General features: G+C 73.4%; 30 protein-coding genes. 15 read left to right on the top strand and 15 right to left on the bottom strand.

Features of this window, described 5'->3' with window-relative positions:
* The first annotated feature begins 78 nt into the window (after positions 1–78).
* A complete protein-coding gene (locus F6W97_RS21885) occupies positions 79–558 on the top strand; it encodes a DUF4231 domain-containing protein (protein ID WP_155372288.1) in 480 nt (159 codons plus the stop codon).
* Here F6W97_RS21885 and F6W97_RS21880 read toward each other — a convergent pair.
* Positions 551–904, bottom strand: coding sequence for a hypothetical protein (locus tag F6W97_RS21880; protein ID WP_155372287.1), 354 nt, complete (start codon positions 902–904; stop codon positions 551–553). The genes F6W97_RS21885 and F6W97_RS21880 overlap by 8 nt on opposite strands.
* A 48-nt stretch (positions 905–952) precedes the next feature.
* Positions 953–2317 carry a bifunctional transcriptional activator/DNA repair enzyme AdaA gene (locus tag F6W97_RS21875; protein ID WP_155372286.1) on the bottom strand — a complete coding sequence of 455 codons (1365 nt, stop codon included), beginning with the start codon at positions 2315–2317 and terminating at the stop codon, positions 953–955.
* A 121-nt stretch (positions 2318–2438) separates the two neighbouring features.
* On the opposite strand from F6W97_RS21875, the gene F6W97_RS21870 reads away from it, so the two are divergent.
* Entirely contained in the window at positions 2439–3236 is a 798-nt protein-coding gene (locus F6W97_RS21870) for an isocitrate lyase/PEP mutase family protein (RefSeq protein ID WP_155372285.1), read from the top strand.
* 1 nt (position 3237) lies between these two features.
* Here the strand turns inward: F6W97_RS21870 and F6W97_RS21865 are convergent, their stop codons facing one another.
* On the bottom strand, positions 3238–4461 hold the full coding sequence (locus F6W97_RS21865) for an ArsB/NhaD family transporter (protein ID WP_155372284.1): 1224 nt from the start codon (positions 4459–4461) through the stop codon (positions 3238–3240).
* Position 4462: 1 nt separating this feature from the next.
* The gene (locus F6W97_RS21860; protein WP_230686973.1) at positions 4463–4828 is read right to left on the bottom strand and encodes an ArsC/Spx/MgsR family protein; all 366 of its coding nucleotides are present in this window, start codon (positions 4826–4828) and stop codon (positions 4463–4465) included.
* A 111-nt stretch (positions 4829–4939) separates the two neighbouring features.
* Here F6W97_RS21860 and F6W97_RS21855 point away from each other — a divergent pair, with 111 nt between their 5' ends.
* From F6W97_RS21855 to F6W97_RS21840, 4 genes are all read left to right on the top strand, one after another.
* Positions 4940–6418 carry a SigE family RNA polymerase sigma factor gene (locus F6W97_RS21855; protein ID WP_155372282.1) on the top strand — a complete coding sequence of 493 codons (1479 nt, stop codon included), beginning with the start codon at positions 4940–4942 and terminating at the stop codon, positions 6416–6418.
* A gap of 112 nt (positions 6419–6530) precedes the next feature.
* On the top strand, positions 6531–7973 hold the full coding sequence (locus F6W97_RS40845) for a SigE family RNA polymerase sigma factor (protein WP_230686866.1): 1443 nt from the start codon (positions 6531–6533) through the stop codon (positions 7971–7973).
* Positions 7974–8044: 71 nt separating this feature from the next.
* Positions 8045–8473: a hypothetical protein gene (locus F6W97_RS21845; protein WP_155372281.1), complete on the top strand. Its 429-nt coding sequence runs from the start codon at positions 8045–8047 to the stop codon at positions 8471–8473.
* A 210-nt stretch (positions 8474–8683) separates the two neighbouring features.
* Positions 8684–9457: a class I SAM-dependent methyltransferase gene (locus F6W97_RS21840; RefSeq protein WP_196279261.1), complete on the top strand. Its 774-nt coding sequence runs from the start codon at positions 8684–8686 to the stop codon at positions 9455–9457.
* A 12-nt stretch (positions 9458–9469) separates the two neighbouring features.
* On the opposite strand, the gene F6W97_RS21835 is transcribed toward F6W97_RS21840, so the two are convergent.
* The 5 genes from F6W97_RS21835 to F6W97_RS21815 form a co-directional block, all read right to left on the bottom strand.
* Positions 9470–9733 (bottom strand): hypothetical protein, encoded by a 264-nt coding sequence (locus F6W97_RS21835; RefSeq protein ID WP_155372279.1) that lies wholly within the window; start codon positions 9731–9733, stop codon positions 9470–9472.
* Between the two features lie 260 nt (positions 9734–9993).
* On the bottom strand, positions 9994–11370 hold the full coding sequence (locus F6W97_RS21830; RefSeq protein ID WP_230686865.1) for a DEAD/DEAH box helicase: 1377 nt from the start codon (positions 11368–11370) through the stop codon (positions 9994–9996).
* A 212-nt stretch (positions 11371–11582) separates the two neighbouring features.
* Positions 11583–11786 carry a cold-shock protein gene (locus F6W97_RS21825; RefSeq protein WP_120318694.1) on the bottom strand — a complete coding sequence of 68 codons (204 nt, stop codon included), beginning with the start codon at positions 11784–11786 and terminating at the stop codon, positions 11583–11585.
* 214 nt (positions 11787–12000) lie between these two features.
* Entirely contained in the window at positions 12001–12273 is a 273-nt protein-coding gene (locus tag F6W97_RS21820) for a hypothetical protein (RefSeq protein WP_155372277.1), read from the bottom strand.
* A 49-nt stretch (positions 12274–12322) separates the two neighbouring features.
* Entirely contained in the window at positions 12323–12895 is a 573-nt protein-coding gene (locus tag F6W97_RS21815) for a dihydrofolate reductase family protein (RefSeq protein WP_155372276.1), read from the bottom strand.
* A 138-nt stretch (positions 12896–13033) separates the two neighbouring features.
* Between F6W97_RS21815 and F6W97_RS21810 the strand changes: the two genes are divergently transcribed.
* The gene (locus F6W97_RS21810; protein ID WP_196279260.1) at positions 13034–15790 is read left to right on the top strand and encodes an FtsX-like permease family protein; all 2757 of its coding nucleotides are present in this window, start codon (positions 13034–13036) and stop codon (positions 15788–15790) included.
* Positions 15791–15793: 3 nt separating this feature from the next.
* Here the strand turns inward: F6W97_RS21810 and F6W97_RS21805 are convergent, their stop codons facing one another.
* Positions 15794–16312, bottom strand: coding sequence for a PadR family transcriptional regulator (locus tag F6W97_RS21805; protein ID WP_155372274.1), 519 nt, complete (start codon positions 16310–16312; stop codon positions 15794–15796).
* 93 nt (positions 16313–16405) lie between these two features.
* Between F6W97_RS21805 and F6W97_RS21800 the strand changes: the two genes are divergently transcribed.
* From F6W97_RS21800 to F6W97_RS21790, 3 genes are read left to right on the top strand one after another with little or no spacing between them, the layout of a single operon-like run.
* A complete protein-coding gene (locus F6W97_RS21800) occupies positions 16406–17161 on the top strand; it encodes an ABC transporter ATP-binding protein (protein WP_155372273.1) in 756 nt (251 codons plus the stop codon).
* Positions 17158–17625, top strand: a complete 468-nt coding sequence (locus tag F6W97_RS21795) for a hypothetical protein (protein ID WP_155372272.1) — start codon at positions 17158–17160, stop codon at positions 17623–17625. The genes F6W97_RS21800 and F6W97_RS21795 overlap by 4 nt, the downstream gene beginning before the upstream one ends.
* Positions 17580–18623 (top strand): FtsX-like permease family protein, encoded by a 1044-nt coding sequence (locus tag F6W97_RS21790; RefSeq protein WP_155372271.1) that lies wholly within the window; start codon positions 17580–17582, stop codon positions 18621–18623. The genes F6W97_RS21795 and F6W97_RS21790 overlap by 46 nt, the downstream gene beginning before the upstream one ends.
* A 56-nt stretch (positions 18624–18679) precedes the next feature.
* Here F6W97_RS21790 and F6W97_RS21785 read toward each other — a convergent pair whose 3' ends face one another.
* Complete coding sequence (locus F6W97_RS21785; protein WP_155372270.1) at positions 18680–18886, bottom strand: hypothetical protein; 207 nt, start codon at positions 18884–18886, stop codon at positions 18680–18682.
* A gap of 177 nt (positions 18887–19063) precedes the next feature.
* Between F6W97_RS21785 and F6W97_RS21780 the strand changes: the two genes are divergently transcribed.
* Positions 19064–19411, top strand: a complete 348-nt coding sequence (locus F6W97_RS21780; RefSeq protein ID WP_155372269.1) for a YciI family protein — start codon at positions 19064–19066, stop codon at positions 19409–19411.
* A 1-nt stretch (position 19412) separates the two neighbouring features.
* Entirely contained in the window at positions 19413–20633 is a 1221-nt protein-coding gene (locus tag F6W97_RS21775; protein ID WP_155372268.1) for an RNA polymerase sigma factor, read from the top strand.
* A gap of 10 nt (positions 20634–20643) precedes the next feature.
* Here F6W97_RS21775 and F6W97_RS21770 read toward each other — a convergent pair whose 3' ends face one another.
* Positions 20644–21297, bottom strand: a complete 654-nt coding sequence (locus F6W97_RS21770) for an MBL fold metallo-hydrolase (protein WP_155372267.1) — start codon at positions 21295–21297, stop codon at positions 20644–20646.
* A gap of 45 nt (positions 21298–21342) precedes the next feature.
* A complete protein-coding gene (locus F6W97_RS21765) occupies positions 21343–22005 on the bottom strand; it encodes a GntR family transcriptional regulator (protein ID WP_155372266.1) in 663 nt (220 codons plus the stop codon).
* Positions 22006–22383: 378 nt separating this feature from the next.
* On the opposite strand from F6W97_RS21765, the gene F6W97_RS21760 reads away from it, so the two are divergent.
* From F6W97_RS21760 to F6W97_RS21750, 3 genes are all read left to right on the top strand, one after another.
* On the top strand, positions 22384–23442 hold the full coding sequence (locus F6W97_RS21760) for a 3-deoxy-7-phosphoheptulonate synthase (protein WP_155372265.1): 1059 nt from the start codon (positions 22384–22386) through the stop codon (positions 23440–23442).
* Positions 23443–23572: 130 nt separating this feature from the next.
* The gene (locus F6W97_RS21755) at positions 23573–24439 is read left to right on the top strand and encodes an alpha/beta fold hydrolase (RefSeq protein WP_155372264.1); all 867 of its coding nucleotides are present in this window, start codon (positions 23573–23575) and stop codon (positions 24437–24439) included.
* 75 nt (positions 24440–24514) lie between these two features.
* The gene (locus tag F6W97_RS21750; RefSeq protein WP_155372263.1) at positions 24515–24883 is read left to right on the top strand and encodes a VOC family protein; all 369 of its coding nucleotides are present in this window, start codon (positions 24515–24517) and stop codon (positions 24881–24883) included.
* On the opposite strand, the gene F6W97_RS21745 is transcribed toward F6W97_RS21750, so the two are convergent.
* Both F6W97_RS21745 and F6W97_RS21740 read right to left on the bottom strand, forming a co-directional pair.
* The gene (locus F6W97_RS21745) at positions 24884–25132 is read right to left on the bottom strand and encodes an SCO4848 family membrane protein (RefSeq protein ID WP_155372262.1); all 249 of its coding nucleotides are present in this window, start codon (positions 25130–25132) and stop codon (positions 24884–24886) included. It lies immediately after the preceding gene.
* A 73-nt stretch (positions 25133–25205) separates the two neighbouring features.
* On the bottom strand, positions 25206–25751 hold the full coding sequence (locus F6W97_RS21740; RefSeq protein ID WP_155372261.1) for a TetR/AcrR family transcriptional regulator: 546 nt from the start codon (positions 25749–25751) through the stop codon (positions 25206–25208).
* Positions 25752–25814: the final 63 nt, after the last annotated feature.

Here is a 25814-nt window from a genome sequence, read left to right as displayed (position 1 = left end):
CGCTGTCAGGAATCTCCATCACGTCTGGTCCCCGGACCTGTTGCGTGCCACCATCATCGGGACTTTGGGGAGGACGCGATGGCGGACGGCACGGCGCAGCGCAGCTGGTGGCAGGGGCTCACCTCACCCGGTGGCACGCAGCTGCCGATGAGCGTGCAGGAGCGGCTGCGCTGGTACGCGAAGCAGGTGAGCCGTCAGCGCATCACGAATTACACCCTGGAGGGGGTGACCGTCGTGATCGCCGCGAGCATCCCCGCCGCCGCCGCGCTCGGCGCGTCGACCGCCGTCACCGCGGTGCTCGGTGCCGCGGTCGCGGTGCTGGCCGGGCTGCGGCAGCTGGTCCGGCCGGGCGAGAGCTGGATCCGGGCCAGCGCGACGCTGGTCGCGATGCAGCGCGAGGCCGTGGTGTGGAGCGCGGGCGCGGTCCCCTACGACGGCGAGCGCGCCGACACGCTGCTGGTCGAGAACGTGGAGAGCCTGGTCGCCGCGGAGACGTCGCAGTGGGCCGAGCAGCGCACGGTGCGCCGCTCGGAGCCGGAGCAGCAGCCGGTCAGCTGACGTACCAGTCGAACAGCTCCCAGCCGGGCGGCGTGGCCATCACCAGCAGCATCAGTGCGGTGGCCACCCCGGCCGCGGCCAGCAGCCGGCGGGTGAACGGGTCCGCCCGAACCTGCGGTGAACTCCACGCGCGCCAGGCGAAGACCAGCAGGACCGCAGCGGGTACGAAGCCGAACATGGTCACCAGCACGGCGGGCCAGGACCAGCCGGGCGGGGACTGCTCGGGGAAGTACGCCGCGTCGGTGAGCAGGTAGGCGGCGGCCCCGTAGAGGTAGGCCAGCACCAGGGCCAGCAGCGCCGCGCTGAGCATCCCGGCGGCGCCGCGACTGATCGACGTCTCTCGCATCGGCGCACGATATCGCGGGCCGCGCCGCCCGCCAAGGCACCGTTCCGGTCAGCCGGCCAGGTGCCCGAAGGCGTACGCCCGCCAGGGCCGCCAGCTGTCGGCGGGCACGCCGGGCCGCCCGGTCCCGGGCCAGGCGTCGGGGTCGCCGAGGGCGCGCATGGCGATGAGTTCCACCGTGGACTCGTCCAGTCCGGGCAGTTCCCGCAGGTTCTGCCGGGCCGCCGCCCAGTCCGCGCCGACACCCAGGTCCAGCCCGCCCGAAGCCACCGCGTCGACGAGCGCCGAGAACGCCTTCTCCACCGCGGGCGCGACCTCCAGCGCCGCCGGATCGCCCGCCGCCAGTGCGGACACGTCGGGGAACACGCGGCTCAGGCCCCCGTCGGGGTCGTCGACCGGTTCGCCGAACGCCATGACGAGCCGCGCCGCCGCCTCTCGCCCCAGCACGGCCCGCACCGCCAGCTCGACGCCGTCCACGGCGCGCGCTACCCGCCGCCCCGGCACGGCCGCGACCAGTGGCGCGAGCAGCGGGTCGGCGGCCAGGGCGGCGTCCACGGCGACCGGGTCGGCGTCGAGGTCGAGCAGCCACCGGCACCGGTTGACGGCACTGCCGAGGTCACGCAGGTCGGCCAGGGTCAGCCGGCATTCGACGTGCCCGGCGGCCGGGCGAAGCGCCACGATGCCGGTGCCGTGCGGCAGCCGCAGGGTCCGCCGCAGCGCCCCGTCGAGCCACTGCTCGACACCGGGCAGCGTATCGGCGGCGAGCTGCGCGAACAGCTCGTCGGCGGCGAGCGGGGCCCGGTACGCCAGGCGGACCGTGACGGTGCCGGGCGCGGCCTGTGCCCGCGCGCCGCGGCCGACCCGTTCGCGCAGCTCGCCGGGGGTCAGGCCGAACACCTCGCGGACCGTGTCGTTGAAGGTGCGGATGCTGCCGAAGCCCGCCGCGAAGGCGACGTCGCCCATCGGCAGGGTGCTGGTCTCGAGCAGGGTGCGGGCGGACTGGGCACGCCGGGCGCGGGCCACCGCCAGCGGGCCCGCGCCGAGTTCGGCGAGCACGTGCCGCTGCACCTGCCGGGTGCTGTAGCCGAGGCGACCGGCCAGGCCGGGCACGCCCTCCCGGTCGACGACCCCGTCGGCGATCAGCCGGACGGCGCGGCCCACCAGGTCGGCGCGCGCGTTCCACTGCGGCGAGCCGGGGCTGGCGTCGGGGCGGCACCGTTTGCAGGCCCGGAATCCGGCCTGCTGGGCGGCGGCGGCGCTGGGCAGGAAGGTCATGTGCCGCACCTGCGGCGGCGGCACCGGGCAACTGGGCCGGCAGTAGATGCGGGTGCTGGTCACCGCGGTGAAGAACCAGCCGTCGAAGCGGGCGTCGCGGGAGTGCACCGCGCGTACGCAGCGTTCGAAGTCCTCGTGCATGACTTCACCGTAACCAGGGCGGGGACCCGGGCACTCGCGAGAAAACGACATCGTGGTGGCAGGGCGCGCTGACGTCGTTTTCCTGCCAGCCGCGGTCGGGGGCCCGTGGTGGACTGGGCCCATGACGATCGACAAGTACGACGCCTTCCGCGCCCTGCACTCCCCCGGCAACCCGCTGCTGCTGGCCAACGCCTGGGACGTGGCCAGCGCCCGGCTCGCCGCGCAGGCGGGCTCGGCGGCGGTCGCGACGACCAGCGCCGGGGTGGCCTGGAGCCTCGGCGCGGCGGACGGCGGCGTGCTGGACCGCGACCGCGCGGTCGACCTGGTCGCCCGGGTCGCGGGCGCGGTGGCCGTGCCGGTGACCGCCGACATCGAGGGCGGATTCGCCGACGACGCGGCCGGGGTCGCCGAGACGGTCCGGCGGGTGGTCGCAACGGGCGCGGCCGGGGTCAACCTGGAGGACAGCGACCGGGTGGGCCCCGCGCCGCTGCTGCCGGTGGACGAGGCCGCCCGGCGTATCGCCGCCGCCCGCGAGGCCGCCGGGCCGGGACTGTTCATCAACGCCCGGGTCGACACGTTCCTGCGCGGCGGCGGCGTCGCGGACGCGCTCACCCGGGCGCGGGCGTATGTCGCGGCAGGCGCGGACGGCGTCTTCGTGCCCGGCACGGCCGACCCCGCCGTCATCGCCGAGCTGGTCGCCGGGGTGGGCGCGCCGCTGAACGTGCTGGCCGGGCCGGGCTCCCCGACCGTCGCCGAGTTGGCCGCGCTCGGCGTGGCCCGGGTGAGCCTCGGCTCGTCGGTGGCCGAGGCGGCGTACGCGGTGATGCGCCGGGCGACCGAGGAGCTGCTGGCCAAGGGCACCTACGACACGCTGGCCGGGGCCCTGAGCTACGGCGAGCTGAACAGCCTGCTGGCCTGAGTCACCGCACCAGCAGCAGGACCGCGGTCCCGGCGGCCAGCGCGGCGGCCCCGGTGACCGCCCCGGTCAGCGCGAACCTGCCCCAGTCGATGCGCACCCCGGCGGCCTGGCAGCGCTGCGCCCACAGCAGCGTGGCCAACGAGGCCCACGCGGTGACCAGCGGGGCGACGTTCGCCCCGAGCAGCAGACCGAGCAACTGGTCACGGTGTCCGGCGGCCACCACCGCCTCGCCCGCCACGTACGCGGGCAGGTTGTTGACGACGTTGGCGAGCAGCCCGCTGGTGACGGCGGCCCGGACCACGCCGCCCGCACCCGGGTCCGCCCCGATCATGGCGCCCATCAGGTCGGCCAGGCCGAGCCGCCCGACCGCCTCGACGGTCAGGAACAGGCCGGTGACCAGGACCAGCAGCCGCCACGGCAGCAGGCTCCAGCGCAGCGCGGCCCGCTCCCAGCGGGCGTACGCGGCGACGAGCAGAAGCGCGCAGACCGCCGACACCAGCTCCAGCCGCTCGCCCCACAGCACGCCCGCGAGGAACACCGTGCACGCGGCCGCCGCGGCCAGCAGCAGGCGGCGGTCGCGTGGCCGCACCGGCGCGGGCGGGGTGTAGCGGGCGGGGTTGCCGCGCCAGTAGAAGATCCACAGGCAGGCGCCGACCGCGACCAGCACGGCGGCCTGCGGCAGGGCCATCGCTCCGGCGAACCCGCCGACGGACAGCCCGATCCGGTCGGCGGCCAGCAGGTTCGTCAGGTTCGACACCGGCAGCAGCAGGCTCGCGCCGTTGGCCAGCCAGATCGTCGTCATCGCCAACGGCAGCGGGGGCACGCCGGCCCGCGCCGCCGTGGCCAGCATGACCGGGGTGAGCAGTACCGCCGTCGTGTCGAGGTTGAGCAGGGCCGTGGTCGCCGCGGCGAAGGCGAAGCACAGCGCGAACAGGGCGACGTTGCGGCCGCGTGCCCAGCCGGTCAGCCGGGTGGCGATCACGTCGAACAGCTCGGCCCGCGCGGCGAGTTCCGCCAGCACGATCACCGTGCCCAGGAAGATCAGGATGGGCAGGATCCGGCGGCCGGTCGCCACCGCCCCGGCGGGCGGCACCAGCCGGGTCGCCACCGCGAGCAGCCCCGTGCCGAGCAGCGCGAACGCGAGCAGGTCGAGCCCACTGAACCTGGTCCGGGCGCGCGTGGGCCCGGTCCCGACGGCCTCCGCCGGGACGATCGCCTGCGCCATGTCAGTCGGTGGTCGGCGTGGACAGCGCCTGGGCCAGGGCTTCGGGGGTACGCCCCACGATCGCGGTGCCGTCGTCGAGCAGGAGGATCGGGCGCTGGATGAGCTGCGGAAACGCGACCATCGCGGCGATCCAGCGCGGGCGGGCGGCCTCGTCGCGGTCCCACCCGGCCAGGCCCAGCTCGGCGGCGACCGGCTCGCCCAGCCGGCAGATCTCCCACGGCGACGCGCCCAGCCGGTCCAGCACGTCGGCGAGCTCGGCCGCGGTCGGCGGCGCGTCCAGGTACGGCCGCAGCGTCACCGGCACCTGGTTGAGCTCGAACGTCTCCCGGGCGGCAGCGCACTTCGAGCACGACGGGTTGTTCCACATCTCCACGCCGTTATCCTCACCCATCCCGGGATCTGCCCGAACGGCGGTTCAACCTGATCGGCCCGCCAAGCGGTCACAGTTGCCGACCGGGACGATCAGGAGGCGACGGGGATGGCCGAGACGGCGACGTTCGACGAGTTCGTGGTGACGCGGTCGCGGCACCTGCTGCGGGTGGCGTACCTGCTCACCGGTGATCACGGCTTGGCCGAGGATCTGCTGCAGACGGCGCTGGCCCGGTCCTGGCCGGCCTGGCGGCGCATCGACGGCGATCCGGAGCCCTACGTGCGCCGGGTGCTGGCCAACACGTACAACTCGTGGTGGCGACGCCGCTGGCACGGCGAGCGCCCCACCGAGACGCTGCCCGAACGGGCCGCGCCCCTGCCGCACACCGCCGTCGACGACCGCGACCAGCTCCGCCGCGCCCTGGCCAGGCTCCCGCGGCAGCAGAAGGTCGTCCTGGTGCTGCGCTACTTCGAGGACCTCAGCGAGGCCGACATCGCGCGGACCCTGGGCATCTCCGCCGGTTCGGTGAAGACGCACGCGTCCAAGGGGCTGGCCAAGCTGCGGCTGGACCCGACGCTGCGGGAGCTGCCGCAGCCCGACGACGACGGGCCGGTCGGCAACGAGCGGCTGGCCGCGGTGCGCAGCCGCATCGCGCAGGGCCGCCGCCGCAGCATCGCCGGGATCGCGGCGGCCTGCCTGCTCGCGCTGGCGCTGATCGCCGCGTACGCGCTGCTGCCGCACCTGCGCACCCGCGCGATGCCGGAGCCCGCGTTCCCGGTCGAGGTGCCGCAGTTCGCGCAGAGCGGCCGGGTGTTCGCCGACGTCGACTACTACCGGCTGACCGCGTCCGCCCAGCACGACTACACGCCCCACCTCGACCCGGCGCTCACCTGGACGCCGAGCGGCCGCCCGGAGGCGCTGTTCCTCACCTGCCGCCACCTGGGAGAGCTCAACACGCTGATCGCCTACGTCCAGGTGAACGGGCGGACGGCCGGCAGGGGCATGGACCTCTGCAACGGCGAGGGCGACATGGGCGTCGACGGTTTCTTCGCCATGCTGGATCCGGCCGCGCTTGGCCTGATCACGGGCAAGCCGGCCGTCGTGACGCTGGACCTCGAATTCGGCCAGCACGGCGACGATCCGCTGCCCGCGGGGACGGTCGCGGTCGCGATCGGCGAGGTCGCCCCGTACGCGGACCTTCCGTGGCCGGGCACGGCGGCGTCCCACGGGCCGCTGGACCGCACCCTGCACAGCGGCGTCGACCCGGCGACGGTCACCACGCTGGAGTCCTCGGGCGCGCACAGCACCACGCTCACCTGGACCGGGCCGCTCACCGTGTGGGCGAACACGCAGACACCCGGCCGGCTGCGCATCCTCGTCGACGGCGCGCTGCTGACCAATCTGGACTTCGGCACGCCCTTCATGCGGCTGGAAGGCGGCAGCGGCGTCGCGCTCGATCCCGCGTTCCCCTACGACAACGGCTTCCGCTTCGCACCACGCCCCGGCGCGACGATCACCATCACGGTCGAGCCCGAACGCCTGGTCGGCGACTGGTACGTGGCGATCTACCCGCAGCAGAGCAGCTGACCCGGCCCGGCCCGTAACCTACGGGCGAGATTTTCTCGCGACACCACCCCACCGACGCCGCCGTCCAACCGGTACGTATTGCTGACGGCGGCGATCAGGAGGCTTGCGGAGCATGGCCGGCACGGCAGAGTTCGACGAGTTCGTCATGGCGCGGTCGCGGCACCTGCTGCGCGTCGCGTATCTGCTCACCGGCGAGCACGCGCTGGCCGAGGACCTGCTGCAGACCGCGCTGGTCAAGTCGTGGTCGGCCTGGAAGCGCATCCACGGCGACCCGGAACCGTACGTGCGGCAGGTGCTGCTCAACACCTACCGGTCCTGGTGGCGACGCCGGTGGAACGGCGAACGTCCCGCCGAGTCGCTGCCCGAGCAGCCGATGGCCGCGCCGCAGGCCGCCGTCGACGAGCGCGACGAGGTGTGGCGGGCGCTGGGCCGGCTGTCCCGCCAGCAGCGGGTCGTGCTGGTGCTGCGTTACTTTGAGGACCTCACCGAGGCGGAGATCGCCAAGGCGCTGGACATCTCCCCGGGTTCCGTGAAGAGCTACGCCGCCAAGGGCCTGGCCCGGCTGCGGCTCGACCCCGACCTGCAGGCCCTTCCCGCGATCGACGAGGACGCCCCGGCCGGCAACGAGCGCCTCGCGGGCGTACGCCGGCGCATCGTGCAGCAGCGACGCAGCCGGCTCGCCTCCGCCGCGGCGGCGCTGGCCGTGCTCGTGGCCGGTGTCGCCGGGTACGCCATCGGACCCGGCCGCGAACCGGACGGCCTGGCCGGGGTGTCCGAATACCACCAGGGTTACCACCTCACAGCGCGCGCGCAGGCCGGCTTCGCCGCCGGGAGCGGCCGGCTGACCTTCACCCCGTCCACTCTCGACCTGGCATTCTTCCCCGCCTGCACGCACTCCGGGTACGAGCTGACGCTGGCGATCAAAGTGTGGGTCGGCGGCCACGAACTCGGCGCGGTGGACTGCGAGACGGACGGGCTGTCCTTCGACAGCAGGCTCACGCCCGCCGCGGACACCCTGCGCGCCGCCGGTGTCGAGGTCGGCAAACCGGTCACGGTCACCTTCGACCTGGACGTGGCGTACAGCTACCCCGCAACCCCGGACACCCCGCTGCCGGAACCGTCGACCGTGGCGCCCTCGGACGGCGTGCTCGCCCTGCTCGTCGGCGAGGCGGTCGGGTTCGACCAGGTCGAGCTGCCCGAGCGGCCGGCGACGCTGCCTCCGCTGGACCGGCCCGCGTACGCGACGGGTACCAGCGTGCTGTTCACCGCCGACGGCCCGCGCACCGCCACGCTGGACTGGCGCAGCGGCGGGGTGCGCATCATGGCCCGGTCGCAGACGCCCGGCGTGCTGCGGCTGCGCATCAACGGCGTGCTCGTGGACGTCAAGACCTGGTGGGATTACGAGCAGCAGACGTGGCAGTCGGAGTTCTTCCCGTCCTCCGACGACGCCAAGGCGCGCGGGCTGACCGCCGCGTATCCGGACCTGCTCGCCATCACCGTGGAGGCCGAGCACCTGACCGGTGACTGGTGGCTGGCGGTGATGCCCGCGAACTGACCGCTGGACGGCTGCCCCGCGCGGCGGAGATCGGCTGACGGCCGTCCGGGCGGGCGGGTTAGGGTCGGGCTGTGGCGGAGCAGTCGGAGTGGCGCGCACAGCGCGATCATGCGGTGGCGCAGCATGCCCTGGCCGATCAGCGCCGGCGGGCGGCGGAGACGGCGCAGGCGATGGAGCTGGTGACCCGGTTCGCCCGTGAGGCCGCCGCACGCGGCCTGCGCACGACAGCGCTGACGGCCTTCGCGTACGACGGCGGCGGCCGCTACCGCACCAACCTGCGCGGCTGGTACGTGCACCGCAACCGCACCCTCGCGATCACCGAGGACGGCCGCTACTACGTGCTCGGCGTGCCTTCGTCCCTGCGAGCCCGCCTGGTCGGCGCGGACGTCCCGCCCGCCGACCCGCCGCTGATCGTCGGCCGGGGCGCCCGCGACGGCGAGTCGATGCCACTGGCGACGCTGCTGCAGCGCCGGCTCGACGCGGGCGACGACTGGCCCTAGCCGGCCGACGTACCCCGCACGGCGGGCGCCTGCGGCCCGAGCAACTCGATGCCGATCTGCACGGCGCGGGCCGCGGCTTCCACCAGCGCGCCCCAGCCAGAGTCCGCCGGGTGGACCAGGCGCCCGGAGCGGGTTCCGACGGCCGATCGAGGTCGTCCGATCATTTCCCCCGGGTGTCGCCGCGGCCGCGATGGCACTACGCTCTCGCGAATGAGTGACGCGCGCGCCCAGGGCCTCATGTTCGGCGAGATCGCCGAGGAGTTCGACCGGATCCGTCCCGGATACCCGGAAGGCCTCGTCGACGACGTGCTCGCGTACAGCGGGATCGGGGTGCAGGCGCTGGAGGTGGGCGCGGGCACCGGCAAGGCGTCCACCGCGTTCGCGGCGCGCGGCCTGCAGATCACCGCGGTCGAACCGGACCCGAAGATGGCCGCGCTGCTGTCCGAGCGGCTGGCCGGGCATTCCTCGGTGCGCATCGTGGTCGCGCTGTGGGAGCAGTACGAGCCCGACCTCGCCTTCGACCTGCTGTTCTGCGCGCAGGCGTGGCAGTGGACCGACGGCTCGCAGCGCTGGCGGCGGGCCGCGGCGGCGCTGACCCCCGGTGGCACGATCGCGCTGTTCTGGAACTTCGACCGGATCGCCGACGACGACCTGCGTGCCCTGGTCCGCGAGGTGCACGCCGGTTACGCCCCGCACGCGATGATCGACGAGGAGCCCTCCGACGGCGCCGACCTGTCGGCGTACTGGCCGGGACCGGACCTGGCCGCGCTGCCGGAGTTCGGCGACCTGACCGAGCGGCTCTACACGTGGGAGCGCACGCTGTCGGCCGACGACTACGTGTCCTACCTGTCGACCCAGCCGACCTACCGGATCCTGCCCGAGGCGACCCGCGAGGCGCTGTTCACGGCGCTGCTGCAGCGGCTGCCGGAGAAGGTGACGCTGGCCGTGGAGACCCTGCTCTACCTGGGCCGCCGCACCGCCTGAGCTAGGTCGCCGTCAGGCGACCCGGCGGCGCATCGAGTAGGTGACGGCGTGCAGCCGGTAGGGCTCGGTGTGCAGGAACACCGAACCCCGGTCGTACGCCTGCCAGCCCGACTCGCCGGCCCGGTTCAGGTGGCGCAGGTCGTCGAAGCGCTCGTCGGTGCCCCACCGCTCGACGCCGTCCGGGCCGTGGAAGACCGCGTCCCAGTCCATGAAGCGGTCCGCGCCCAGGGTGCCTGCGGACCGGTATTCGAGCCGTGCGTACTGCCAGCGCGTCATGCGGCCATTGTGCCGCAGGGGTCGGCGGCCTGTCCAAACGCGACCACGCTGCGTCGCCACACCGACAACGACACGCAACCGACCCACCCCTCACCCCCGCACACGCGCCCGCGTCCCACCGCGCCCTGTCGTGTCCCGCCGCGTCGGCCGGCTGGTCATACAACGACGCCGGCCTATCTGATCGAGTTCGATCTACGAAAACTCGATCAGATAGGCCGGCGTCTATGACACAGCGGCTCCGTCGCCGCGAGCGGGTCCGGTCAGCGTGACCGGCGGCCACGCCGCGAGCGGGTGGAGCGGCGGGCGGGCTCGTCCGTGCCGGATGCGGCCGCGGCCGGAGCCGGGGTCGGCAGCACGGCCGGGGTGCCCGACGGGGTGCGTGCCCCGGTGATCCGGGACAGCTCCTGGTCGTGCGGGCGGATCGCGGTGGTCCGGGCGGCGACGCCCGCGGCGGCGAGCAGCCGCGCGGTCTCCCGCCGCTCCTCGGCCACCACCAGGGTGACGACCGTGCCGGTGCGCCCGGCGCGGGCGGTCCGGCCGCCGCGGTGCAGGTAGTCCTTGGCGTCGTTCGGCGGGTCGTAGTTGACGACCAGGTCGAGGTCGTCGATGTGGATGCCCCGCGCCGCCAGGTCGGTGGCGATCAGCGCGTTGACCTGGCCCGACTTGAACTGGTCGAGGATGCGGGTGCGCTGCGGCTGCGACTTGCCGCCGTGCAGCGCCGCCGCGGTGACGCCGCTGGCCAGCAGTCGCCTGGCGACCCGGTCCGCGCGGTGCTTGGTCTTCACGAACATGATCACCCGGCCGTCGCGGGCCCCGATGTGCGCCGTGGCCGTGTCCTTGTCGGCGGCGTCGACGTGCAGCAGGTGGTGCTCCATGGTGGTGACCGCGCCGGCCGGCGGGTCCACCGAGTGCCGGGCCGGGTTGTTCAGGAAGCGCCGGACCAGCCGGTCGACGTCGCCGTCGAGGGTGGCCGAGAACAGCATCCGCTGGCCGCCCGGCGCGGTGGCCGTCAGCAGCGAGGTGACCTGGGGCAGGAAGCCCATGTCGGCCATCTGGTCGGCCTCGTCGAGCACCGTGATGTCGACCTGGTCGAGCTTGCAGTCGCCACGGTTGAGCAGGTCGTTGAGGCGGCCCGGGGTGGCGATGACGATCTCCGCGCCGGTACGCAGCTGATCGCCCTGGCGGCCCAGGGACAGCCCGCCGACGACGGTCACGGTGCGCAGGTTCAGCGCGGTGGCGTACGGGGTCAGCGCTGCGGCGACCTGGGCGGCGAGTTCCCGGGTGGGGACCAGCACCAGGGCCAGCGGCTGACGGGAGCGGGCGCGGCGGCCCGCCAGGCGGGTCAGCATCGGCAGCCCGAAGGCGAGCGTCTTGCCCGAGCCGGTGCGGGCGCGGCCGAGCACGTCGCGCCCGGCGACGGCGTCGGCGATGGTGCGCGCCTGGATCGGCGACGGCACGGTGAGGCCCTGCTTGGCGAGCACGCCGGAGAGCAGGGGGTGGAGCGGCAGTTCGGTGAAGCTCGTCGCCACCGGGCCGGTGAACTCCGGCTCCGCCGCGACCGGCGTCGGGGTGGGGATCGCCTTGGCGACGGCCTGCTGGCCGGTCTGCGTGGGGCGGCGACGGGGACGACGGCGCACGGGGTGAGCCGACGAATTGTGTACTGCGGTGGTCAAATTGGAGCCTTTCGCTGTCGGCACGCCGCGCGAAGGCTCTCGACCCGGTGATGCCGGGGAGAGTCGACAGGTAACGAACCGAAAATGGTGGGGTACTGCATCCGGTTCCGCGACGTTCGCGCCGCGGAACCGGACAAAGAGCATGTCACGCCACGCTCAGGGGCGTGGCGAGGGGGTCAGACGAGGCGTACGGCCTCGGCCTGCGGGCCCTTCGGGCCCTGCACGATCTCGAACTCGACGCGCTCGTTCTCGCGCAGCTCACGGAAACCGTCGAGCTGGATGACCGAGTGGTGGACGAAGACGTCCGCGCCACCGCCGTCAACGGTGATGAAGCCGAAACCCTTGTCGGCGTTGAACCACTTCACGACACCAGAAGCCATTGTTGTTCTCCTCTTACGGATGGGCCACGCTCGCTGCGAGGCCCGGATGGGCCGTCTCGAGCAGCGGTAAACCAACGGCGATCCGGAAGGAGAACCGATCCCGGTGTACTGAAACCAGGCAGGTGAAGCAACCACAAACAAGAAACTGTCTCTCCACCATACACGTCAGATCACTTCCGGGCGGGTGTCCCCGGTCCGCACCGGTGTGTCCTGGCTAACCCAGCTCCATCGCGACGAGCAGGAATACGGCCAGCCCGATGATCATCCCGAGGCCCATGGCCAGCGGCAGGCCCGCCCCGAAGAAGGTGGCGACGAAGGTGGCCAGGCTGCCCGGGACGGCGAAGAAGCCCACCGCCTGCGCGGGTTTGCGACGCGCATACGACAGGGCGCCCTTCAGCACGAACTTCGCCACGATGCCCACGAAGGCCAGGATGGCCAGCGCGGCCAAGCCGAGCAGCACCCAGAGCAGGACCTCACCGGCAGACATGCGACCGAAGGTAGCCGCTGCGCCGCGCCGGGGCCAGTGACCGGCGTTGTTATTTCACGACTCGGTACCGCAGATGCGTGACGTGCGGCGACGGCTCGACGGCGAGCTGTTCGAGTGCGATGTGGTCGGTCCCGAGGTGCTCGAAAAGCCTACGGCCGCCGCCCATCAGCACCGGCGCGACCTGCAGGTGGATCTCGTCGAGCAGGCCGGCGCGCAGCACCTGCTGGACGACGTCCGCCCCCATCAGTGTCACCGCCCGCTCGCCCGCCACCGCGACGGCCAGGTCCAGCGCGGCGAACAGGCCGGTGTGCACGAAGGTGAACGTGCCGCTGCGTTCGGACCGGTCCGGCGCCGGGTGGTGGGTCAGCACGAAACAGGGCACCGGGTACGGCGTGTCACCCCAGACGCCCACCCCGACGTCGAACGTGCGCCGGCCCAGCAGCACCGCCCCGGTCAGCGCGAACTGCCGCCGGACCGCCGCGGCGTCCACCTCGCTCGCCTCGTCGAAGATCCACTGGTGCAGCCGTTCGCCGCCGCGTCCCATCGGGCGCGTGACGTCCACGTCCGGCCCGGCCATGTAGCCGTCGAGCGACATCGTCACGTGCGCGATCACCTGTGCCATCGCCGTCCTCGCCGTAGAGAGCCGTGAATGCGGCCTCCATGCTGCCACGATCCACAGCGGACATCACAGCTGCGTCACGAGTGCCGGATCGCCTTGCATTGTGACAATGCAAGGGTTGACAGTGGTCGGGTGCTTGCCATGATCTGGTCGCAACTGCGCCACCGCGCCTGGCGCACGGGCGCCCTGTTCACCGCCGTTCTGCTGGCCACCACCGGGTTCACCGTGCTGACCGGCACCGTCAACACGGCCCGCCTGCAGATCGTCGGGGACGTCGACGCCAACCTGCGCGGGGCATACGACATCCTGGTCCGCCCGAAGGGCGCCCGCACCGCGATCGAGCAGCAGCGCGGCCTGGTCGGCCCGAACCACCTGTCGGGCACCTTCGGCGGCATCACCCAGGCGCAGTACCGGGCGATCCAGGCGATCCGCGGGATCGAGGTGGCCGCGCCGATCGCGAACCTCGGCTCCGTCGCGGTGCTCCGCCACGTCCCCGTCGACCTCACGGACCTGGTGGACCGGGCGAAGTCCCGGCAGCTGATCCGGCTCGACTCGGCCTTCCTGGCCGACCGCGGGCTCTCGTCCTACCGCAAGGCCCCCAGCTACGTGTACGTCACCACCCGTCCGCTGCTCACGCCGCAGAACATGCAGCAGGACGGGGGCACCCTGCGCTACCCGGACGGCTCCAGCCGCCCCGACGATCCCCGCTGCCCGCTCGCACCGCTGGAGGTGCAGGAAGACGGCACGAAGCAGCCCATCTGCACCACCTCCGTGGCCCAGCCGGGCGACGGCGACGCCGGCGAGGGCGCGCCCGGGTTCGCCATCGTGCGGCTGCTGCCCGACGGCCGATTCGAGCCGCTCGGCACCACTGTCGGCCCGCAGCAGTGGCTGGTCGTGCCCGTCGTCTGGTGGACCGTGCTCGGCGCCGCCGCCGTCGACCCGGCGGCGGAGGCACGGCTCGTCGGCCTCGACGAAGCGCTCGTCTCCGGGCGCTACCTGACCGGCACGGACGCCGCCCGGCCCGCCGAGGTGGGCAAGAACGTGCCGGTGCTGGTGGCCGATCAGTCCTACGTGGACGAGAGCCTGCGGCTCGCCTTCTCGACGGTGCCCGACGCGACGGTGGCCGGCCTGCCCGGCACCCGTGGCGACGTGCTGCGGACCCGGCTGGCCGCGAGCACGGTGACCGCACGGGGCGAGCGGTTGCTCGATGCGGTGGCGCTGCGCGGCGACGTGTCCCGGTTCCACGGGGAGGCCCTCGTGGCCTTCAACATGCTCCTGCAGGGCGGGCTGCCCGAGTACCGGACCGGACCGGACGGCTCGCTGAACCCGGTCGCGGGCGCGCCCGACCCGACCCGGTGGACCGGCTTCTACCAGGTGTCGGGCGGCAGGTTCCCGGTGTTCCTGAACGACACCACGTTCCGGTCGCTGAACTCGGTGATGCGCCAGGAGGCGACCATCGCGGCCGACCCGGTGGGCGTCTTCGATCCCGGCCGCCTGCACGGCAACTCCGCGCTGGGGCGGGTGCCGCTGGAGACGTACCAGGCGCCGGAGGCCGCGGGTGCGGACGCCGCGAGCCGGGAACTGCTGCGCGACCGCCCGCTGCGGCCGTCCGGCGCTCCGCAGGGTTATCTGGTCTCCCCTCCGCTGCTGCTCACCTCGCTCGCCGCGCTGCCGGGCATCCTCGGCCGGGACGCGGCCGAAAAGTCGATCTCCGCAGTGCGGGTACGGGTCTCCGACGTGCACACCCTCGACGAGGTCACCCGCGAGCGCATCCGCCGCACCGCGGAGGAGATCGGCGCGGCGACCGGTCTCGACGTCGACATCACCGTCGGCTCCTCCCTGGAGCCGCAGACGGTCGTGCTGCCCGCGGGCAAACTCGGCCGCCCTGAGCTGCGGCTGGCGGAGCTGTGGTCGCGCAAGGGCGTGGCCGTCGCCATCATCGAGGCGGTAGACCGCAAGAGTGCGCTGCTGTTCGGCCTCATCCTGGTGGTCTGCCTGCTGTTCCTGGCCAACGCCACCACCGCCGCGGTGCACGGCCGCCGTCGCGAGCTGGCGGTGCTCGCCTGCGTCGGCTGGCCCCGGCACCGGCTGGCCGCCTTGGTCACCGGCGAAGTGGGCCTCGTGGGCCTGGCCGCCGGCCTTGCCGCCGCCGGGTTGAGCGTGCCGCTCGGCGCGGCCGCCGGAGTCCGGATCACCCTGGCGCAGAGCCTGCCCGCCGCGCCGCTGGCGCTGCTGCTCGCACTGCTCGCCGGGCTCGTGCCGGCGATCCGGGCGGCCGGCGCCCACCCCGGCGCGGCGCTGGCCCCGCAGGCCTCGACCGTGCGGCGGCGGCGGGGTGCGCGGCCCAGCCGCACCGTGCTCACCACCGCGTTGCGCAACGCCCGGCGCAGACCGGGCCGCACGATCCTGGCCACCACCGCGGTCGCCCTCGGCGTGAGCGCGTTCACCGCGCTGCTGACCCTCACCTGGGCGTTCCACGGCGCGGTCACCGGCACGCTGCTCGGCGACGCGGTGTCGCTGCGGGTCCGTGCCGTGGACACGGTCGCGGTGGCCGTGACGCTCGCGCTGGCCGCTCTCGTCCTGGCCGACGTGCTCTACCTCAACGTCCGCGAACGCGCCGCCGAGCTGGCCGCGCTGCGCGCCGCGGGCTGGGGCGACGGCCCGCTGATCCGCCTGGTCGCCTACGAGGGCCTGGCGATCGGGGCCGTCGGCGCGGTCCTGGGGACCGCCGCCGGAGTGCTGTTCCTCGACCGGCTCGCCGGCGGCATCCCACCCACGGCGTACGCGGTGTGCGCCGTGGCCGCCCTGGGCGGTCTGGCGCTGGCCGGGGCGGCGGCGGTGCTGCCCGCGCTGTCGGTGCGCCGACTGCCCCTGGCGATGCTGCTGGCGCGGGAGTGAGGTTCAGGAGAGCAGCTCGGCCTCGACATCCTCCAGGAAGGTCAGGTCGGCGGTGACATGCCGGGCGGCGGCGGCCAGCAGCAGGCGCACCACCGTCTCGCGGGCGGGGTCGCGGCGCAGCGTCTCCAGGTTGCGCAGCTCGCGCAGCAGGTGGGCGCGCTGCGTGGCGAGCACTTCGGACACTGTGTCGCGGTCGCCGGTGCGGGTCGCGGCCACCACCTTGAGGAACAGGTCGTCGCGGAAGCCGGAGGTGCGCGGGCTGGGCGAGGTCATCCACTCGCCGAGTTCGCGCTGCCCGGCGTCGGTCATCCGGTACACCACGCGGTCGGGTTTGACCTCCTGCGCCAGCCGGCTGGAGTCGACGAATCCGTCCCGGGAGAGCCGGTCCAGCACCTGGTATAGGTGCCCGATGTTGAGCGCGCCCCACTGCGGTCCGACGGCGGACTCGAACGCGCTCTTCAGCTCGTACCCGTGGCTCGGCCCCTCGCGCAGCAGGGCCAGCACCGCATGCTGGATCGGCATGGCACACCACCCTCCCCTCTCGACATCACAGCTGTGTCACAACCGCCCGAACGGGCCTTGCATTGTGACAATGTAGCACCGACAGTGATCGCCATGACCGATAGCACGACGGGGGCCGGCGCCACGGTGCGCGTAGCCGAACTGGCCAAGCACTACCGAGGCGGCGACGTGCGGATACCCGCTGTGGCCGGGGTGTCGCTGGAGTTCGCTCCCGGCACCATGACCGCGATCACCGGCCCCAGCGGGTCCGGCAAGTCCACCCTGCTGCACCTCATCGGCGCGATCGAGGCCCCCGACACGGGCACCGTCACCGTCGACGACATGGAGATCACCTCCATGAAGCGCCGCCGGCTCACCGCGTACCGCCGCCGCGTCGGCTTCGTCTTCCAGCGCTACCACCTGCTGCCCGCGCTCACCGCACTCGACAACGTCATCGCACCCGTGGTGCCGTACCGGGTGAAGTTCGACAAGGCGGCCCGCGGCCGGGAGCTGCTCGCCGCCGTGGGCCTGGCGGGCCGCGAGAACTCGCTGCCCTCGCAGCTGTCCGGCGGGCAGCAGCAGCGCGTCGCCATCGCCCGCGCGCTGATCGGCGCGCCCAGCCTGCTGCTGGCCGACGAGCCCACCGGCAACCTCGACTCGCGCACCGGCACCGAGATCCTGGACCTGCTGGCCGCGCTGCGCGCCGAGCACGCCATGACGGTGCTGGTCGCCACCCACGAGCAGCACGTCGCCGCCGCCTGCGACCGGCTCATCCGGCTGCGCGACGGCGAGGTCGTGCAGGACGTGTCGCTGGCCGGCGGCGAGCAGCCCGAACAGACGCTGAGCCGGCTGGGCGGTCCCCGCCTGTGATCGCCATGATCTGGTCGCAGCTGCGCCGCCGGCTGTGGCGCAGCAGCGCACTGTTCGGCGCGATCCTGCTGGCCACCACCGGCTTCACCGTGCTGACGGGCACCGTCAACACCTCCCGGCTGCAGGTCACCGGCGAGGTCGACGCGAACTTCCGCGGGGCGTACGACATCCTGGTCCGCCCGAAGGGCTCCCGCACCGCGGTCGAGGACGCGCACGGCACCGTCGCGCCCAACCAGCTGTCCGGCACCCACGGCGGCATCACCACGGCGCAGTACCGCGCGATCCAGGCGGTGCAGGGCGTCGACGTGGCGGCTCCGATCGCGACACTGGGCTCCACCCTCATCTCGCACACCGCCCAAGCGCCACGACCGGCCTCGACGTCGACATCACCGTCGGCTCCTCGCTGCAGCCGCAGACCGTGGAGCTGGCCGCCGGCCCGCTGGGCCGGCCCGAGCTGCGGCTGACCGAGTGGTGGAGCCGCAAGGGCGTCGCCGTAGCGATCATGGAAGCGGTCGACCGCAAGAGCGTGCTGCTGTTCGGCCTGATCCTGGTCGTCTGCGTGCTGTTCCTGGCCAACGCCACCACGGCGGCGGTACGCGACCGCAGGCGGGAACTCGCCGTGCTGGCCTGCGTCGGCTGGCCCCGCCATCGGCTGGCAGCCCTGGTCACCGGCGAGGTGGCGGTCGTCGGGCTGGCCGCCGGGCTGGTCTCCGCCGGGCTCGCGGTGCCGCTGAGCCGGGTCGTGGACGTGCCCGCCGGAACATCGCAGGCGCTGGTGGCGGTGCCGCTGGCACTGCTGCTGGCCGTGGTGTCCGCGGTCATCCCGGCGATCCAGGCCGCCCGCGCGCACCCGGGCACCGCGCTGGCCCCGCTGGTCTCCCCGGTCCGCCGGGCGCGGCGCTCGCGGACCGGGCACACCGTGCTGTCGGCCGCGCTGCGCAACACCCGGCGCCGGCCGGGCCGCACGCTGCTGGCCGCCGCCGCGGTCGCGCTCGGGGTCGGCGCGTTCACCACGCTGCTGACCCTGACCTGGGTGTTCCACGGCAACGTCACCGGCACGCTGCTCGGCGACGCGGTGTCGCTGCGGGTCCGTGCCGTGGACACGGTCGCGGTCGCGGCAACGCTGGCGCTGGCCGTGCTGGCCCTGGCCGACGTGCTCTACCTCAACGTCCGGGAGCGCGCGGCCGAGCTGGCGACCCTGCAGGCGACGGGCTGGGGCGACGGGGCGCTGACCCGGCTGATCGCGTACGAGGGCGTGCTCATCGGGGCGGCGGGAGCGCTGGTGGGAGCGGGTGTCGGGCTGTTCTTCGTGGACCGGTTCGCGACCGGCGTGCCCGCGTCGGCGGTGGCGGTCACCGCAGCCGCGGCGCTGGCCGGGACAGCCCTGTCCGGGCTCGCCGCCGTGCTGCCCGCGCTGTCCGTACGCCGCCTGCGTCTATCCATGCTGCTCGCCCAGGAATGACCGTTGGGGGCGTTCCCGGAACACGGGGATGCCCCCGGCCACGGTCCCGCGTCGGCTCAGCCGCGGCTGAACGGGTGGACGCGGCCCTCCACCCGGCGGGTCTGCCCGTTCGGCGACTGCACGAAGTAGGCGCTGCCCTGCACCCAGGTGCGCTGGCCCGGCCGGACCATCACCGTCTCGGACAGCTCCATCACGCAGTCGCCGACGGTCAGCACGCTGACCAGCAGCAACCTGTCGGCGACGACGGGCTCGGTGACCGGCATGGCACTCTCCGAGGGGCGGGGAGCGCTCACGTTACCGCCGCACCCGCACCCTCGGGAAGGGCTGCCGATCGATACCTGCGCCACACCGCGCCGGTGGGTGTCGATCCGGGCGGACCCTGTTCGTATAGAGGGTGAGCGGCCGCGACGTCACCGGTCGCCGAGACGAGGAGCACCGCCATGAAGCAGTACCTGCTCAGCATCTACCAGCCCGACGGCGGGCCGCCGCCGCCCGAGGTCCTGGACCCCGTGCTGCGGGCCCTCGACGCGCTGAACGCCGAACTCGACGCGGCCGGCGTGGTCGTCTTCAAGGACGGCCTGCAACCGCCGGAGACCGCCACCGTGGTCCGCGCCAAGGGCGACGACATCCTGCTCACCGACGGCCCCTACCTGGAGGGCAAGGAGCACATCGGCGGCTTCTGGATCATCAAGGCGCCGGACCTGGACGTGGCGTTGGAGTGGGCGGCCAAGGCGGCCCGCGCGGTCACCCTGCCCATCGAGGTACGTCCCCTGCACTCCGAGGCCTGAGTTGCCGAGGCCCGAGTCGGCCGGCGTCGACGGCGTCTTCCGCGCGGAGTACGGCCGCGCGGTGGCCGTGCTGGTGCGGGCGTTCGGTGACATCGACCTCGCCGAGGAGGCGGTCCAGGACGCCTTCGCCGAGGCGGTGCGGCGCTGGCCGGACGGCGGCGTGCCGCCGAGCCCGGCCGGCTGGATCATCACCACGGCCCGCAACCGGGCCGTGGACCGGCTGCGCCGCGAGGCCTCCCGCGACGACCGGCACGCGCAGGCCGCGCTGCTGTTCGCCGCGGACCGCCCGACCGAGGAGGGGCCCGTGCCCGACGACCGGCTCCGCCTGATCTTCACCTGCTGCCACCCGGCGCTCGCGGTCACCGCCCAGGTGGCGCTGACCCTGCGGCTGCTCGGCGGCCTCACCACCGCCGAGATCGCGCACGCCTTCCTGGTGCCCGAGGCGACCATGGCGCAGCGGCTGGTCCGCGCCAAGAACAAGATCAAGGGCGCGGGCATCCCGTACCGGGTGCCCCGCGACGCCGACCTGCCCGCCCGCCTGCGGTCCGTGCTCGCCGTCGTCTACCTCGTCTTCAACGAGGGGTACACGGCCAGTTCCGGGGACGCGCTGGTGCGGGCCGACCTGTGCCAGGAGGCGATCCGCCTCGGGCGGCTGCTCGCCGAGCTGATGCCCGACGAGCCGGAGGCGCTGGGCCTGCTCGCCCTGATGCTGCTCACCGAATCCCGCCGGGCGGCGCGCACCACGCCGAGCGGGCAGCTGGTGCCACTGCCCGAACAGGATCGCAGCCGTTGGGACCACACGCTGATCGCCGAGGGGCTGGCCCTGGTCCACCGGTGCCTGCGGCAGCGGCAGCTGGGTCCGTACCAGCTCCAGGCGGCGATCAGCGCGGTGCATGCCACCGCACCCGACGCCGCGGCCACCGACTGGCCGCGCGTGCTCGCCCTGTACGACCGCCTGCTGGCACTGACGCCCAGCCCGATCGTGGCGCTGAACCGCGCGGTCGCGGTGGCCGAGGTGGACGGCCCTGGCCGGGCCCTGGCGGTGCTGGACACGTTGGACCTGGACGGCTATCACGTGTACCACGCGGTTCGCGCGGACCTGCTGCACCGGCTGGGCCGCGACGCCGACGCCGACGCCGCCTACCAGGCCGCGATCACCGGCACCGGCAACGAGGCAGAGCGCGCCTTCCTGGAGCGCCGCCGCGACGGGCTCAGCGGGTGAGGCGCGGAGGTCACCAGCCGCGTTCGCGCCAGGCCGGGAGCGCCGGCCGCTCCGTGCCGAGCGTGCTGTCCTTGCCGTGGCCGGGGTAGAACCAGGTCTCGTCGGGCAGCCGGTCGAAGAGCTTCGTCTCGACGTCGTGCAGCAGCGACGCGAACGCCTGCGGATCGCCCCAGGTGTTGCCGACCCCGCCCGGGAACAGCGAGTCACCGGTGAACAGGTGCGGATGCCCGTGCGAGTCACGGAAGAGCAGCGCGATCGAACCGGGAGTGTGCCCGACCAGGTGGATGACCTCCAGCTCGGCCTGCCCGACGCGGACCGTCTGTCCTTCCGCGACGGTCTGCGCCTTGACCGGCAGCTCGTCGGCGTCGTCCGGGTGCGCGACCGGTGTCGCGCCGGTGGCCGCAACGACCTCGGCGAGCGCCTGCCAGTGGTCGCCGTGCCGGTGCGTGGTCACCACGGTGGCCAGGCCCGCGTCACCGGCCAGGGCCAGCAGGGTGTCCGCGTCGTTGGCGGCGTCGATCAGCAACTGCTCGCCGGTGTGCCGGCAGCGCAGCAGGTAGGCGTTGTTGTCGTGGGGGCCGACGGACACCTTGCTGATGACGAGGTCGTCGAGTTCGCGTACGTCGGCGGCCGCGCCGCGGCTCACGTCTCCGGTGTAGGGCACCCCCGCAGACTAACGCCGGGCCGGGATCCGCGCCCGGGACGCGGGTCAGAACAGGCGGGCGAGGATCAGTTCGAGGGCTTCCTCGGCGTGCCGGCGGGACAGCTCGGCCGCGCCGTCCGCGTCGCGCTTGCGCAGCGCCTCGACCAGGTCCTGGTGTTCGGCCTGGGAGGCGATGATCTCGTCGGGGCGGTAGTGCCCGGCGATCTGCTCGTTGAAGTAGTACAGGTGGTTCTGCTCGATGACGCGGGCCAGCCGGGGGTTGTGCGCGGCCTCGACGATCAGGTGGTGGAAGCGGTCGTTGAAGACCACGAACTCGTCGGGCGGGCCGCCGGCCGACCAGGTGTCGCAGTGCGCCGCGATGGCCGCGAGCTCGACATCGGTCGCCCGCCCGCAGGCAAAGCGGGCCGCGAACGACTCCAGCGCCATGCGCACCTCGTAGATGGCCACGATCTCGTCGCGGCCGTGCTGGCGCACGATCCAGCGGCGGCGGTGGGACACGATCAGCCCGTCGGCGGCCAGCCGCTGCAGGCTCTCCCGGATGGGCGTACGGCTGACCTGGAGCTTCTCCGCGATCAGGGCTTCGACCAGCGGCTCGTTGGGCCCGATCTTGCCGAGCACGATCTGGTCGCGCAGCCACCGGTAGACGTTGTCCGACAGCGTGCGGGTGGCGTGCATCGGTTCGGCGGGCAGGTCTTGCGCTGCGGGCACCGGGCCGCCTCCCTCGTCGTGTCGGTTCCGAGCGCCCACAGTAAACGTATCGACGTGACGCCTGCCATGAGTCCATCACCACAGCCGCGCTCAGTCGACCGGGCCGGAGCGGAGGTCTCGGCCCCGTTGTCCGGTTCCGGCGGACAGCGCTCTGGATCGATGCGGTCACATGGGGTAGGCTTCCCGCGTGGTTCGCATGTATTGGCGCTTTACGCTGGCTCTGGGTGGAGCCGGCGGTTCTATGCGCTGACCGCGATTCCACCCAGAGCCAGCAGGGCGAAGACGTCTCGTCTTCGCCCTTTGCCATGTCATGGACGGGCTGGCCTGGGACATTCCGAGGTGCGGGGCCCGTCCCCCCACGGAGCGGGAGACCTTCCGATGACCCAGACCAACGACGTCCACGTCCTGTCCTTCGAGCCGCTACGGCCGCCGCGCGAACTGCTCACGGAGCTGCCGCTCGGCGATCATCGCGCCGCGCTGGTGGAGCGGTCCCGCCAGGAGGTGCGGGAGGTGCTCACCGGTCGCGACGACCGGCTGCTGGTCGTGGTCGGCCCGTGTTCGGTGCACGACACCGAGGCGGCCATGGACTACGCCCGCCGCCTGGCCGAGGCCGCGAAGAAGCACTCCCGCGAGCTGTGCGTGGTGATGCGGGTCTACTTCGAGAAGCCGCGCACCACGATCGGCTGGAAGGGCCTCATCAACGACCCGGGGCTCGACGGGACCTACGACGTGCACCGCGGGCTGCGTACCGCGCGGACCCTGCTGCTCGACATCCTCGACCTGGGTGTGCCGGTGGGCTGCGAATTCCTCGACCCGACCAGCCCGCAGTACATCGCCGACGCGGTGACCTGGGGGGCGATCGGGGCCCGGACCATCGAGAGCCAGGTGCACCGCCAGCTCGCGTCGGGCCTGTCCATGCCGGTCGGCTTCAAGAACACCACCGACGGGGGCGTCCAGGGCGCGATCGACGCCTGCGAGGTGGGCCGCAACAGCCACGTCTTCTTCGGGGTGGACCACGACGGCCGGGCGGCGATCGTCACCACCACCGGCAACGAGGACTGCCACGTGATCCTGCGCGGCGGCCGCACCGGCCCGAACTACGGCCCCGAGTCGGTGGCCGCGACGCTGGCCATGACCGAGAAGGCCGGCATGAAGCACCGCCTGGTCATCGACGCGAGCCACGGCAACAGCGGCAAGAGCCACGAGCGCCAGGCTGTCGTCTCCGACGAGATCGCGGCGCAGGTCGCGGGCGGCCAGGCCGGCATCGCGGGCGTGATGCTGGAGAGCTTCATCGTCGCGGGCCGCCAGGACCTCGACTCCGGGCAGCCGCTGACCTACGGCCAGTCCGTCACCGACGCGTGCATGAGCTGGGAGACCACCGAGCAGACCCTGGCCACCCTGGCCCAGGCCGTCACCGCCCGCCGCGCGACCGTCTGACCCCGCTCGCTACCAGGATCGCCGTCTCCGGTCAGCACCTCGGGTCTCCCCGCAGGTGCTGACCGGAAACGGCGATCTTTCCTTCCACCGCGACCGTGTCCCGGGCGCACGGCGGGCAGTTCGGGATGGTGTGGAGATTCCCCAGGTCGCGCACCGGTTCGTCGATGTCGGCGGGGTGCGGGTGTTCTATCGCGAGGCCGGGGACCCGGGCGCGCCCACGCTGCTGCTCCTGCACGGGTTCCCCAGCTCGTCGGCGCAGTACCGGCGCCTGATCGACGCGCTCGGCGGGCGCTGCCACGTCGTCGCGCCCGACTACCCCGGGTCCGGGCAGACCGAGGCACCGCCGGGGTTCACGTACACGTTCGAGCGGCTGGCCGACGTGATCGAGGGCTTCGTGGAGCGGCTCGGCCTGGCCCCGTTCACGCTGTACGCCTTCGACTTCGGCGGACCGGTCGGGATGCGCCTGGCCACCCGGCATCCGGAGTGGATCGCGGGCCTGATCGTGCAGAACGCCAACGCGTACGACGAAGGCCTGTCCGACCTCGCCCGCGGCCTCACCGGGCACCGGCCCGGCCTGCCCGGAGCCCGGGAGGCGGTCGCCGAGCTGCTGGTGCTACCGGTGACCCGCAGCCAGTACGAGGGCGGCACGAGCGACCCGGAGCGGATCGCCCCCGACGGCTGGACCCTCGACCAGCACTACCTGGACCTGCCCGGCCGCAAGGACGCCCAGATCGACCTGATGCTGGACTACCACACCAACCTCGGGCTGTACCCGGTGTGGCAGCGCTGGCTACGCGAGCACCGGCCGCCGACCTTGGTCCTGTGGGGCACCGGCGACGCGTTCTTCCTCGTCCCGGGCGCGCGGGCCTACCTGCGCGACCTGCCCGACGCCGAGCTGCACCTGTTCGCGACCGGGCACTTCGCGCTAGAGGAGTGCCTGCCCGAGATCGCCCCGCTGATCGCCGGATTCCTGGAACGGCGGGGGCCTGCCTCCTGACCGGCGGCGCGGGACGGCGGCGCGCCCCGGGCCGGACGTGCGGCGGGGCCGGCCGCCGCCGATAGGGTGACGGGCATGCTCGATCACCTGTCGATCCAGGTCGCCGACGTCGAGGCGGCCGCGTACTTCTACGACACCGTGCTGGAGCCGCTCGGTGGGCGGCGCATCCTGGAGTTCGGCGACGTCATCGGCTACGGCGTCGACCGGCCGGTGTTCTGGCTCGGACCGGTCACCACGGACGGCGTCGCCCGCGAGGCGCACATCGCCTTCGTCGCCGCCGACCGTGCGGCGGTCACCGCGTTCTTCGAGGCGGCCGTGCGGACGGGCGCCGAGGTGCTGCACGAGCCGCGGGTGTGGCCCGAATACCACGAGAACTACTTCGGGGCGTTCGTACGCGACCGCGACGGCAACAACGTCGAGGCGGTCTGCCACCTGCCCGGCTGATCAGCGCTCGCGCCGGCCGGCCAGCACGCCCCGGACGCCGAGCACGCCGACGGTGGTGCCGATGGCCAGCGACGCCCCGATCAGCAGGACGTGCACCCAGAGGAAGCTCGTCGGCGAACCGTCGCCGGACACGCCGCTCGCCCAGGCCCGCGGGTCGTCCCAGATCGCCAGCGCGAACCGCGGCCAGATCAGCCAGGTCCACACGCCGACCCCGATCAGGAACAGCGACCAGCCCCGCGACAACCTCATAACCGGCGAGTATGCCAGCCGGCGCGGATACGGCCGCACCGAGACGGGCCGCCCGGCGTGGGCATGCAGCTGATCAGGGCTGCACGTTGACGGCGGCACGGCTGCGCACGATCGCCAGCACCGCCGCCTCCACCTGCCCGATCGGCTGCTCGGGGGTGAACACCAGCCAGTCCAGCGCCACCACCAGGCACACCCCGAACAGCGCCGACGCCGACAGGCGCACGTCCAGGTCGGCGGCGAACTCCCCGCTGTCCACGCCCGCCTGCAGCGTCACCGCGATCACGGTGATCGCCTCCTCGCGCAGCAGGCGCAGCGTCTGCTGCCAGTCCCGCTGGGTGCGCCACATCTCCGACAGCAGCAGCTGCGCGAAGGACCGGTAGCGCTGGATGAAGCCCAGCTCCGCGCGCACCAGCGCTTCCACGGCCGCGGTCGGCGCCCGCCCCGCCACCGCGGCCTCGAAGTCGGCCGTCAGCAGCCCCACCCCGTACCGCAGCAGCTCCTCGAACAGCACGCTCTTGGACGCGAAGTTGTAGTAGACGGTCCCCTTGGCCACCCCGGCCCGCTCGGCGATCTGATCCACCGTCGTGTCGGAGAACCCCTGCTCCGCAATGAGCGCCATGGTCGCCTCGAACAACTTCTGCCGGGTCACATCCCGCCGAGCACTCCGCCCGTCCACCCCGCC

Origin of the sequence: Catellatospora vulcania, assembly GCF_009720385.1 — a bacterium.
In the GTDB taxonomy this organism is placed as follows: Bacteria; Actinomycetota; Actinomycetes; order Mycobacteriales; family Micromonosporaceae; genus Catellatospora; species Catellatospora vulcania.
Note: the sequence above shows the minus strand (reverse complement) of the source record. Positions and strands in the feature narration are given on the sequence as shown.

Coding starts and splice junctions, on each gene's coding strand:
- F6W97_RS21885 (WP_155372288.1), top strand. CDS start 79: ATGGCGGACGGCACGGCGCAGCGCAGCTGGTGGCAGGGGCTCACCTCA.
- F6W97_RS21880 (WP_155372287.1), bottom strand. CDS start 904: ATGCGAGAGACGTCGATCAGTCGCGGCGCCGCCGGGATGCTCAGCGCG.
- F6W97_RS21875 (WP_155372286.1), bottom strand. CDS start 2,317: ATGCACGAGGACTTCGAACGCTGCGTACGCGCGGTGCACTCCCGCGAC.
- F6W97_RS21870 (WP_155372285.1), top strand. CDS start 2,439: ATGACGATCGACAAGTACGACGCCTTCCGCGCCCTGCACTCCCCCGGC.
- F6W97_RS21865 (WP_155372284.1), bottom strand. CDS start 4,461: ATGGCGCAGGCGATCGTCCCGGCGGAGGCCGTCGGGACCGGGCCCACG.
- F6W97_RS21860 (WP_230686973.1), bottom strand. CDS start 4,828: ATGTGGAACAACCCGTCGTGCTCGAAGTGCGCTGCCGCCCGGGAGACG.
- F6W97_RS21855 (WP_155372282.1), top strand. CDS start 4,940: ATGGCCGAGACGGCGACGTTCGACGAGTTCGTGGTGACGCGGTCGCGG.
- F6W97_RS40845 (WP_230686866.1), top strand. CDS start 6,531: ATGGCCGGCACGGCAGAGTTCGACGAGTTCGTCATGGCGCGGTCGCGG.
- F6W97_RS21840 (WP_196279261.1), top strand. CDS start 8,684: ATGAGTGACGCGCGCGCCCAGGGCCTCATGTTCGGCGAGATCGCCGAG.
- F6W97_RS21835 (WP_155372279.1), bottom strand. CDS start 9,733: ATGACGCGCTGGCAGTACGCACGGCTCGAATACCGGTCCGCAGGCACC.
- F6W97_RS21825 (WP_120318694.1), bottom strand. CDS start 11,786: ATGGCTTCTGGTGTCGTGAAGTGGTTCAACGCCGACAAGGGTTTCGGC.
- F6W97_RS21820 (WP_155372277.1), bottom strand. CDS start 12,273: ATGTCTGCCGGTGAGGTCCTGCTCTGGGTGCTGCTCGGCTTGGCCGCG.
- F6W97_RS21815 (WP_155372276.1), bottom strand. CDS start 12,895: ATGGCACAGGTGATCGCGCACGTGACGATGTCGCTCGACGGCTACATG.
- F6W97_RS21810 (WP_196279260.1), top strand. CDS start 13,034: ATGATCTGGTCGCAACTGCGCCACCGCGCCTGGCGCACGGGCGCCCTG.
- F6W97_RS21805 (WP_155372274.1), bottom strand. CDS start 16,312: ATGCCGATCCAGCATGCGGTGCTGGCCCTGCTGCGCGAGGGGCCGAGC.
- F6W97_RS21800 (WP_155372273.1), top strand. CDS start 16,406: ATGACCGATAGCACGACGGGGGCCGGCGCCACGGTGCGCGTAGCCGAA.
- F6W97_RS21785 (WP_155372270.1), bottom strand. CDS start 18,886: ATGCCGGTCACCGAGCCCGTCGTCGCCGACAGGTTGCTGCTGGTCAGC.
- F6W97_RS21780 (WP_155372269.1), top strand. CDS start 19,064: ATGAAGCAGTACCTGCTCAGCATCTACCAGCCCGACGGCGGGCCGCCG.
- F6W97_RS21760 (WP_155372265.1), top strand. CDS start 22,384: ATGACCCAGACCAACGACGTCCACGTCCTGTCCTTCGAGCCGCTACGG.
- F6W97_RS21750 (WP_155372263.1), top strand. CDS start 24,515: ATGCTCGATCACCTGTCGATCCAGGTCGCCGACGTCGAGGCGGCCGCG.
- F6W97_RS21745 (WP_155372262.1), bottom strand. CDS start 25,132: ATGAGGTTGTCGCGGGGCTGGTCGCTGTTCCTGATCGGGGTCGGCGTG.
- F6W97_RS21740 (WP_155372261.1), bottom strand. CDS start 25,751: ATGGCGCTCATTGCGGAGCAGGGGTTCTCCGACACGACGGTGGATCAG.